This window comes from Luteibacter sp. SVR4-7G (genome assembly GCF_056755555.1).
On sequence record NZ_JBPGXO010000027.1, the window covers coordinates 47,461 to 57,557 of the forward strand.

General features: G+C 66.0%; 8 protein-coding genes. 4 read left to right on the forward strand and 4 right to left on the reverse strand.

Annotated elements, in window-relative coordinates:
* Window positions 1–35 precede the first annotated feature (35 nt).
* Both ACR9ZH_RS11820 and mfd read left to right on the forward strand, forming a co-directional pair.
* Window positions 36–944: a cation diffusion facilitator family transporter gene (locus ACR9ZH_RS11820; protein WP_481290945.1), complete on the forward strand. Its 909-nt coding sequence runs from the start codon at window positions 36–38 to the stop codon at window positions 942–944.
* Between the two features lie 49 nt (window positions 945–993).
* Window positions 994–4,443: a transcription-repair coupling factor gene (mfd, locus tag ACR9ZH_RS11825; protein WP_481290946.1), complete on the forward strand. Its 3,450-nt coding sequence runs from the start codon at window positions 994–996 to the stop codon at window positions 4,441–4,443.
* A 9-nt stretch (window positions 4,444–4,452) separates the two neighbouring features.
* On the opposite strand, the gene egtD is transcribed toward mfd, so the two are convergent.
* Window positions 4,453–5,436 carry an L-histidine N(alpha)-methyltransferase gene (gene egtD / locus ACR9ZH_RS11830; RefSeq protein WP_481290947.1) on the reverse strand — a complete coding sequence of 328 codons (984 nt, stop codon included), beginning with the start codon at window positions 5,434–5,436 and terminating at the stop codon, window positions 4,453–4,455.
* Entirely contained in the window at window positions 5,433–6,701 is a 1,269-nt protein-coding gene (gene egtB / locus ACR9ZH_RS11835; protein ID WP_481290948.1) for an ergothioneine biosynthesis protein EgtB, read from the reverse strand. Before egtB ends, egtD begins: the two co-directional genes overlap by 4 nt.
* 181 nt (window positions 6,702–6,882) lie before the next feature.
* Here egtB and ACR9ZH_RS11840 point away from each other — a divergent pair, with 181 nt between their 5' ends.
* Window positions 6,883–7,317, forward strand: a complete 435-nt coding sequence (locus ACR9ZH_RS11840; RefSeq protein WP_481290949.1) for a DUF6491 family protein — start codon at window positions 6,883–6,885, stop codon at window positions 7,315–7,317.
* A 1-nt stretch (window position 7,318) separates the two neighbouring features.
* Here ACR9ZH_RS11840 and ACR9ZH_RS11845 read toward each other — a convergent pair whose 3' ends face one another.
* Both ACR9ZH_RS11845 and ACR9ZH_RS11850 read right to left on the reverse strand, forming a co-directional pair.
* Entirely contained in the window at window positions 7,319–7,864 is a 546-nt protein-coding gene (locus ACR9ZH_RS11845; protein ID WP_481290950.1) for a hypothetical protein, read from the reverse strand.
* On the reverse strand, window positions 7,861–8,514 hold the full coding sequence (locus ACR9ZH_RS11850) for a pyridoxamine 5'-phosphate oxidase family protein (protein ID WP_481290951.1): 654 nt from the start codon (window positions 8,512–8,514) through the stop codon (window positions 7,861–7,863). Before ACR9ZH_RS11850 ends, ACR9ZH_RS11845 begins: the two co-directional genes overlap by 4 nt.
* Window positions 8,515–8,561: 47 nt before the next feature.
* Here ACR9ZH_RS11850 and pdxR point away from each other — a divergent pair, with 47 nt between their 5' ends.
* Window positions 8,562–9,986 (forward strand): MocR-like pyridoxine biosynthesis transcription factor PdxR, encoded by a 1,425-nt coding sequence (gene pdxR / locus ACR9ZH_RS11855; RefSeq protein WP_481290952.1) that lies wholly within the window; start codon window positions 8,562–8,564, stop codon window positions 9,984–9,986.
* Window positions 9,987–10,097 lie beyond the last annotated feature (111 nt).

Below are 10,097 nucleotides of genomic sequence, written 5' to 3' on the forward strand. Positions count from 1 at the left end.
ATCCTGCGAAGGGGCTCATCACAGGACGGGATTACATGTCGGGACATGCCGATTCGAAGCGCGCGATCTTCCTCGCGCTCGGCGCCAATTTCGCTATTTTTGTCGCCAAGCTGGTGGCGGCGGTCTTCACCGGCTCGGGGGCGATGCTTGCCGAGGCCGTGCATTCGCTCGCCGATTGCGGCAACCAGGGCCTGCTCCTGCTGGGCATGCGCCAGGCGAAGCGCCCGCCGTCCCCCGACTACCCGCTCGGTTGGGGGCGTGCTCTATATTTCTGGTCCTTCCTGGTCGCGATCCTGCTCTTCAGCGTGGGCGGCATGTTCTCGGTGTACGAGGGCGTGCACAAACTGACCCATCCGGAGCCGCTGCGCTGGGCCTGGCTGGCCGTCGGCGTGCTGGCCTTCTCGATCGTCACCGAAGGCGTTTCGATGCATGGCTGCATGCAGGAAGTGAACAAGGCCCGCGAGGGCCGGCCGCTCTGGCAATGGTTCCGGGAGACCCGCGCCAGCGAACTGCTGGTGATCTTCGGCGAGGACCTCGCGGCCCTGGTCGGCCTGTGCCTCGCCCTGCTGGCCGTGCTGCTCACCATGCTCACCGGCAACCTCATCTTCGATGCCATCGGCACCATCGCCATCGGCGTGTTGCTGATCCTGGTGGCCGTCGCCGTCGCGCGCGAGGTGAAGGCACTGCTGATCGGCCAGGGCGTGGAGCCGAAGCAGCGCGCTGCGATGGTCGCCTTCCTCGAGGCCCGCCCGGAAATCGAACTCGTCTACAACGTGCTCACCCTGCAGATGGGCACCGACGTGATGGTCGCGATCAAGGCGAAGATGGCCCCCACGCCCAGCGCGCGGGCCATGGTCGAAGCGATCAACATCGTCGAGGCCGACCTGCGGGCCGAATTCAGGGACATCCGCTGGAGCTTCTTCGAGCCCGACCACGCGGACTGAGCCCGGGTAGTACAATCGGCCGCTTGTCCGCAGGTCCCGCCCCGATTCCATGCCCGTAGCGCTCCCGAGCCCACCGCTTCCCGTCAACGCCAAGACCCGCCGTTACTGGACCGCCCCGCACGGTTCGTCGTGGGCGCTGGAGGTCGCCGAGGCGGCCCGGGCCCATGACGGCCTGCTCGTCGTCGTGGTGCGCGACACGCGCAGTGCCGACAACCTCGAAAGCGAACTGGCGGTGTTTGCCGGCGAGCTTCCCGTGCTGCATTTCCCGGACTGGGAAACCCTGCCCTACGACGTCTTCAGCCCGCATCCGGAGGTCGTCTCGCAGCGCATCGCCACGTTGTATCGCCTGCCCTCCACGCGGCGCGGCGTGCTCGTGGTGCCGGTGGCCACGCTGATGCAGCGGATCTCGCCGCGCACGCACATCACCGGTTCCGGCCTCGTCCTGCGCAAGGGGCAGAAGCTCGACCTCGCTTCGGAGCAGCGCCGTCTCGAAGCGGCCGGCTATCGCAACGTGCCGCAAGTGAGCGAACCGGGCGACTTCGCCGTACGCGGCGCGTTGATCGACATCTATGCCATGGGTGCCGACGAGCCCTACCGCGTTGAATTGTTCGACGACGAAGTCGAATCGATCCGCACGTTCGACACGGAGACCCAGCGATCGCTGCACCAGGTTGAAGGCGTGGACCTCCTCCCCGCCCGCGAATTCCCGCTGACCGAGGATGCCGCCAAGGACTTCCGCGCCAGCCTGCGCGAGCGCTTCCCGATCGACATCCGCCGTTGCCCGCTCTACCAGGACGTGAAGGAAGGCGTGACACCGGGCGGCATCGAGTATTACCTGCCGCTTTTTTTCAAGTCCACCGAAACCCTGTTCGACTACATCGCCGGCGATGCGCTGTTCGTGCTGGGCGAAGGCGCACTGGAATCCTCCGAACAGTTCTGGACGCAGACCGCCGAGCGTTACGAGCAGCGTGCCCACGACATCGAGCGTCCGGTGCTGCCGCCCGCCGAGATCTACCTGCCGCCGGAACAGCTGCGCGAGCGGCTGAATCGCCAGGTCCGCGTGGACGTGGTCGCGAAGGGCCATGAGCACGCGGTGGACCTCGGCACACTGCCCGCACCCGAGGTACCGTTGAACCGCAAGGGCGAAGAGCCAGGCACGGCCCTCCGCCACTTCCTCAAGAGCTACCCGGGCCGCGTGCTGATCGCCGCCGACTCGGCCGGCCGCCGCGAAGCGTTGATCGAACAGCTGGCCGCAGCCGGCCTCAAACCCGTGAACGTCGACGGCTGGAAGGATTTCCTCGCGCGCGCCGACGCCCTCGCCATCACCGCCGCGGCGCTGGAACAGGGCTTTGCGCTCAGGGAGCCGGCGCTCACCGTACTCACCGAGCGGGAACTGTTCGGCGAACGCGTGCGCACCGACCGCAGGCGCCGCGCGGGCGCTGCGCGCGATCCTGAAAGCATCATCAAGGATCTCACCGAGCTGTCCATCGGTTCCCCGATCGTGCACATCGATCACGGCGTGGGCCGTTACCAGGGCCTCGTTTCGCTCGATGTCGGCGACATGCCCGGTGAGTTCCTGACGATCGAATATGCCAAGGGCGACAAGCTCTACGTGCCCGTGGCCCAGCTGGGCCTGGTCAGCCGCTACACGGGCACGGCGCCGGAACTGGCGCCGCTGCATTCCCTGGGTGGCGACGCCTGGGAACGCGCGCGCAAGAAGGCGGCAGAGAAGGTTCGCGACGTTGCCGCCGAGCTTCTCGCCATCTACGCGCAGCGCGAGGCTCGCCAGGGCGAGTCGCTGCCCGTGGACCGGCAGATGATCGAGGAATTCGCGGCCACCTTCCCGTTCGAGGAAACCGCCGACCAGCAGGCAGCGATCGATGCGGTGATCGCCGATCTGGCCGCGCCGCGCGCGATGGACCGCGTCGTCTGTGGCGACGTGGGCTTCGGCAAGACCGAAGTCGCGCTGCGCGCGGCGTTTGCCGCCGCCACGGCGGGCAAGCAGGTGGCCGTGCTGGTGCCCACCACCCTGCTCGCCCAGCAGCACTACCGCAACTTCGCCGACCGCTTCGCCGACTGGCCCGTGCGCGTCGACGTGCTCTCGCGCTTCAAGTCGAAGAAAGAGGTGGATGCGGCGCTGGAGCGTCTGGCCGAGGGCCAGATCGACGTCATGGTCGGCACGCACAAGCTGCTGCAGTCGGATATCCGTTTCAAGAACCTGGGCCTCGTCATCGTCGACGAGGAGCAGCGTTTCGGCGTGCGCCAGAAGGAACAGCTGAAGAAGCTGCGCGCGGAGGTGGACCTCCTGACGCTCACCGCGACGCCGATCCCGCGCACGCTGAACATGGCGATGAGCGGCCTGCGCGACCTGTCCATCATCGCCACGCCGCCGGCCCACCGGACGGCCGTGCGCACGATGATCTCCACTTACCAGCCTGCGCTGATCCGCGAGGCCATCCAGCGCGAACTGGCCCGCGGCGGCCAGGTGTACTTCCTGCACAACGAAGTGCAGTCGATCGAGCGCACGGCGCGCGAACTGGGCGAGCTGGTGCCTGACGCGCGCATCCGCGTCGCGCACGGGCAGATGCCCGAACGCGAGCTGGAAGACGTGATGGCGGACTTCCACCGCCAGCGCTTCAACGTGCTGGTGTCGACCACGATCATCGAATCCGGCATCGACATCCCCACCGCCAACACCATCGTCGTCAACCGTGCCGACCGCTTCGGCCTCGCCCAGTTGCACCAGCTGCGTGGCCGCGTGGGACGTTCACACCATCGCGCGTATGCCTACCTGATCGTGCCCGATCGCAAGGCCATGACCGCCGACGCGGAAAAGCGCCTCGAAGCGCTGGCTTCCCTGGAAGAACTCGGCGCCGGATTCACGCTGGCCACGCACGACCTCGAAATTCGCGGTGCCGGCGAGATGCTGGGTGAGGAACAGTCGGGACAGATCCAGGAAATCGGCTTCGGCCTGTATACCGAGCTGCTGGATCGCGCCGTCCGCGCGCTCAAGTCCGGCAAGGTACCCGATTTCGATCTGACCTCGGAACACGAGACGGAGGTGGAACTGCACCTCCCGGCGCTCATTCCCGAAGACTACCTGCCCGACGTGCATACGCGACTGACGCTGTACAAGCGTATCGCCAGCGCCCGCAACGACGACGCCCTGCGCGAGCTCCAGGTGGAAATGATCGACCGATTCGGCCTGCTGCCCGACCAGACCAAATGCCTGTTCGCCGTGGCCCAGCTGAAGCTGATGGCCACGCCGCTGGGCATACGGAAGCTGGACTTCGGTCCCAACGGTGGGCGCGTCACCTTCCGGGAAAAGCCGGACATCGACCCGGCGACCCTGATCAGGCTCATCCAGCAGCAACCGCGGGTATTCAAGCTGGACGGGCAGGACAAGCTACGCGTCATCCTGGAACTGCCCGGCTCTGTCGAGCGCATCCGTACCGCGCAGGATCTTCTCGTGTCGCTGGGAGCGCCCAGGCCGGCCTGATGGTGTACCTCAGCCGGCCGGCGTGGCGCGTACCAGGTATTGCACGCTGAAGCGCCGTTCGTCGTCCATCCAGACTTGGGCGACTGTGAGGCCAGCCTTCCCCGCCATCTGCGCGAACTCATCCAGCGAGTACTTGCAGCTGTATTCCACGTGCATCGCCTCGCCCTCACGGAAGGTGAAGGTGTCGCCACCCACATGGACATCCTGGCGCCGGGCGCTGACCAGGTCCGTCTCGACGCGACCCGCCAGCACGTTGTAGCGCGCACGATGACGAAAGGACGCGACGTCGAAGTCCGCGCCCAGCTCCCTGTTCAGGCGCACGAGCATATTGAGGGTGAACTCACTCGTGACGCCTGCGGCATCGTTGTAAGCGGCTTCGATTTCCGCGGGATCCTTCTTCAGGTCCACACCGATGAGGATGCCGCCGCCATCGCTCATTTCCGCGCGCATCTGGCGCAGGATGCGACCGGCTTCCTTGGCCTCGAAATTGCCGATCGTCGACCCCGGGAAATAGATGATCGTTCGCCGCGGGGGGCGCATGGCGACCGGCAGGCGCAGCGGCTGGGTGAAGTCGGCGCATACCGGCTGCATCGGGACATCGGGAAAACGCGTTGCCAGTTCCGCGACGCTTTCCATCAGCGCGGCACGGGATATTTCCACCGGCACATAAGCCGCCGGCGTCTCGAGGTGTTCCAGAAGCATGCGCGTCTTGATGCCGCTGCCGCTGCCGTATTCGACAAGGCGCACGTCTGGACCGAGCGAGGCGGCGATGTCGGCCGCATGATCGCGCATGATCGCGATCTCGCTGCGCGTGAGGTAGTACTCGGGCTGCTCGCAGATGGCTTCGAACAGTGCGGAGCCGCGTTCGTCGTAGAACAGCCGTGAGGGAAGCTTCTTGTTCCTGGCCGCGAGGCCGCGCCGCACGATTTCAAGGGTGTCCTCGACATCCGGATGACGGTCGTCTACGCGGATGTCTTTCGGTTGAGCGCTCATCGATCGGTTCCCAGTCGTATCCCCGAAAACTGCCAACGGGCATGGGGAGGAAAGAAGTTGCGATAGGTCGCACGAATATGGTCGGCGGGCGTGGCGCAGGATCCACCGCGGAGGATCCACTGTCCGTTCATGAACTTGCCGTTGTATTCGCCAAGTGCTCCGGCCAGCGGCCGAAAGCCCGGATAACTGATATAGGGGCTCATCGTCCATTCCCAAACATCGCCGTACATCTGCCCGAGGGCCGTCTCGAACGATGCGGCCCTGGGTTGGAGCATGCCCTCGTCCTGAAGGTTCCCGTGTACGGGAAGATCCGCCGCCATCGTTTCCCACTCCACTTCCGTAGGCAGGCGCGCGCCGGCCCAGCGCGCGAAGGCATCGGCTTCGTAATAGCTGATATGGCAAACCGGCGCGTGCGGATCGATCGAACGGGGGCCCTGCAAGGTGAATTCGGTTTCGAGGGCGTCGTCCCAGTACAGCGGACGGTCCCATCCTTCCGCCTGCACCGTGGCCCATCCATCCGAAAACCACAGCATGGGTTCGCGATAGCCGCCGTCGTTGACGAAGGCCATGTACTCCGCATTCGTCACGGGACGATTCGCGATCGATCCCGCCTGGCGGTACGCGCGATGACGCGGCCCTTCGTTATCGAAGGCGAAGCCTCGGCCATCGTGCCCGATCTCCACCACACCCTCGTCGAAGGGCACATAGCGGAGCGGTAGGGCAGCCACGGAATGTGCGCGCGGACCGTCGTCCCGGTACGCCGGCCGCAGCGGATTTTGCGCTAATGCGTGCTTGATATCGGTCAGCAACAACTCTTGATGCTGCTGCTCGTGTTGCAGGCCAAGCTCGATCAAAGCGGGTACCGCTTCGTCGTCACCGCGGGCCAGGCATTCGGCGACGGCATCATCCACGCGCGCCCGGTAGTCGCGCACTTCGTCGAGCGTCGGCCGCGTGAGCAGGCCACGGCGCGGCCGCGCGTGCATGGGACCGACCGACTGATAGTACGAATTGAACAGATAATTCCATTCAGGGTTAACCGGCGTGTAGCCGGGGTCGCGCCCCAGCACGAACTGCTCGAAGAACCACGTCGTATGGGCCAGGTGCCATTTCGTGGGACTGGCGTCCGGCATCGACTGAACCACGGTGTCTTCCGGCCGCAATGGCGCGGCCAACGCCCCGGTACGGGCGCGTATGCGGAGGAAGCGTCGTGCGAGGTCCGCGCTGGCAGGCGTGGTCGATGGAATGCCGAGCGGGCGGACGGTCATGCGGGTCTTCCGGTACGGCCGGTGGGGGCGGCGGTCACCCGCGACGATGCCCTAGGAAACGTTCAACAAACGTGAGCGGAGCCTGCCACCAGCTTAACGACCAGTGCACCCGGGCCCCGCGCACTCTCGCCTCCCGGCCCATTCGGGCTTAACGTTGGATACCACCCATGGAGGATGTGCCATGAACGTCCGCTACCTGCTCGCTGCTTCGCTGCTCCTCACCTGCGCCGTCCAGGCACAGGACGCCCGCCCCTTGGCGCGCAAGGAACTCCCTGTGGCCGACTGCATGCGCACCGACCGCATCAGCAACTATGCCGTGGTGGACGACCGCACGCTCGTCGTGGCGAACGGCCCCAACTACTTCAAGATCACCACCGACGTGAACTGTCCACGCATGGACCTGGGCGGCGGCGTCCGCTTCCGTGGCGCCGAGAACATCAAGGCAGTGGCGCCCATGCGCATCTGCGGCAGCATTAACGAACAGATCGTGCGCCGCGACGATCCGCCGTGCCAGATCAACTCGGTGGAGACGATCGACAAGAAGACGTACCAGCAGCTCGAGAAGGGCGCCCGACACAAGGGCTCCGGTGCCGGACCCAGCGGCATGGTGCGCTGACTCAGGGTCGTCCGGCGGTGTCGGTGGCGATCCAGTTCGTTTCCCAGGTTGCCCCGCCATCCGCCGAATAGGCCTGCTCGAAGCGGGCGGACGAGGGCGATACCTTCGTTATGACGAAGCGCACCAGGATCGCCTTGCCGTCGAGCATGTCGGATCCCACGAACGTACCTGTGCCGCGTCCGTCGAATCCGCCGAAGACCGGCGCCGTCAGCATGCCGTTCCGGAGATTCGCGAAGTTCAGGCTCCACTGCCGCGACGCGGGATTGTAAAGACGCAGCGCGCCGCCTTCGATCTTCCCCGCATCGCCAGCCACGGACAATTCGACGAAGTTCGCCCTGCCCTCGAGCAGAGGCTTGACCACGCTCTTGCCTTCGTACTCTGCCCAGCGAGGTGGTTCGCCGGAGAGCGGATTCCGCAATACGCGGACCTTGGTGGTCCAGCTTCCCAGTTCCCAGTCGAAGTCATGCTGGCCGTCGCGTGCGTGCGCGGGCGACATGGTGAAAACGGCGATGGCCGTGATGCCGATGATCGCGTGGAACGTGTTCATGACGTCGCAAGCTCCCCGGGCTTCTGGAGATACGGGGGAAGCGTGATGCCCTGCCTCAGTTGCGGATCGGCGACAGGCGTCGCCACCACGGTCGTGAGAGGCAGCACGCCCGCCCAGGTCGAACGCGCAAGGTCGGCGTCGTCGTCGATCGGCGGTCCTTTCCTGACCTTGGCGGACGCTTCCTCGATCTGCACTTCCAACACGGCCGTCTGGGCGAGCTCGCCACGGTTGGGGCCGCGTACGTCCTCCCATCGTCCCGCCACCAGGTGATCCGAGAGGGTCCGGAGCGCGCGCAGCTTGCTCCTTGGATCGTCGAGTAGCCTCGCCGTGCCGAAGGCGACCACCGACCGGTAGTTCATCGAATGATTGAACGCCGACCGGGCCAGCACCACGCCGTCCACGAGGGTGACCGAAACGCAGACAGGCACCGCACCGCCCAGCACGGTCATGATGCGCGAGCTCATGGCGCCATGCAGGTATAGCGATCGTTCGGCGCGCCCGTAAAGCATGGGCAGGACAAAGGGCTGCCCCTCGACGGCGAACCCCACGCTCGCCATGAGCCCCGCGTCCAGGATGGCGGCGATCGCCTCCCAGTCATGCGTTCCCCGGCCAGCTATCTGTTTCAACTCGGATCGGCGTGTCTGTTCCATGCCGCCATGCTCGCGGCTATAGTGGTTTCCCAGAAGATCCAGTTTTCATGAAACTGACTATACCACTTGATGTCGGCAGGCCGCTCGGGCGCCAGATCTTCGAGGGCGTCCGCGACGCGATCCTTTCAGGCCGGCTGCGGCCGGGGGAGCGCTTGCCCTCGACCCGCGACCTTGCCGAACAGTGCGGCGTCTCCCGGACCGTCGTCGTGGGCGCGTTCGAACAGCTGCTGGCCGAAGGCTATGTGGGCAGCCGTCACGGTTCCGGGACCTACGTTCTCGCGGGCATCGACGCGCGGACCAGCGAGCGGCGCGAGCAGCCGGTGGCCCTTTCCGGCTATGGCGCACGGATCGCCGAAACCACCCGCGAGGCCATCGTGCCGTCCGCTGCCACGCCGGCCCGGCGCTATGACTTCGCGTACGGCCGTGGCGACATCGCCGATTTCCCCTTCGCGCACTGGCGCCGGCTCCTGGCGAAGCATGCGCGCAAGACCTCGGTTCGCGACCTGGATTACGGTGGTCCCGCCGGGCACCTCGCGCTGCGCGAAGCCATCTGCAGTCACGTCGGGCGGTCCAGGGGCGTCGTTTGCGATCCTTCACAGATCATCGTGGTCAACGGGTCCCAACAGGCGATCGACCTCATCGTCCGCGTGCTCGTCGATCCAGGCGACACGGTCGCCATCGAAGACCCGCATTACCAGGGGACGCGCGCGGTCCTGGCGATGGCAGGCACGCGGCTTCATCCTGTACCTGTCGACGACGCGGGGCTCGACCCGGGCAGGCTCCCGGCATCTGCCCGTGCGCTCTTCCTCACGCCGTCCCACCAGTTCCCGACCGGATCCATCCTGACCGTCGCACGAAGGCTGGCGATCCTCGAATGGGCCAAGGGATGCAATGCGGTCGTCGTGGAAGACGACTACGATGGCGAGTTCCGCTACGACGGCCAACCCCTGCAGTCACTCCAGGGCCTGGATAACGCGGGGCGCGTGATCTATGTGGGGACGTTTTCGCGCACGATCTTCGCCGCGCTGCGCGTGGGCTATCTCATCGTGCCCAGATCACTCGTCGATGTTTTCGCGACCGCCAAATGGCTTGCCGACCGGCACACGGCGGGACTCGAGCAACGCGTGCTCGCCGAGTTCATCGGCACGGGTGCCTACGAGCGCTACCTCCGCCGCGTGCGGCGAAGCCTGGCCGCGCGGCGCAACACGCTCGTCGAAGCGGTTGAAGACGCCTGGCAAGGCTCCATGCGGATCACCGGTGCCGCTTCGGGTGCGCATGTCGTCCTGTGGCCGGAAGGCGGTTTCGACGAACGGCAGGCCATCGCAGCGGCAGCCGCCAACGAGGTGGGCGTCTACCCGCTGTCGAACTACTTCGTGGGCCCTCCCCGACGCGGCCTGCTGCTCGGCTATTCGCAGGTGAGCACCGCCGATATCCGCGAGGGCATACGGAGGCTGGCGCTCTCGCTCTTCTAGGGAGTATTGGAGCTGGTCCGTGTGGCGTGTGGCGAAAGGCTCAGCGCGCGCGTTGCGCGCTCCTACATGAAGCGCAACGCCCGGTGTAGGAGCTGTCTCTTATACACATCT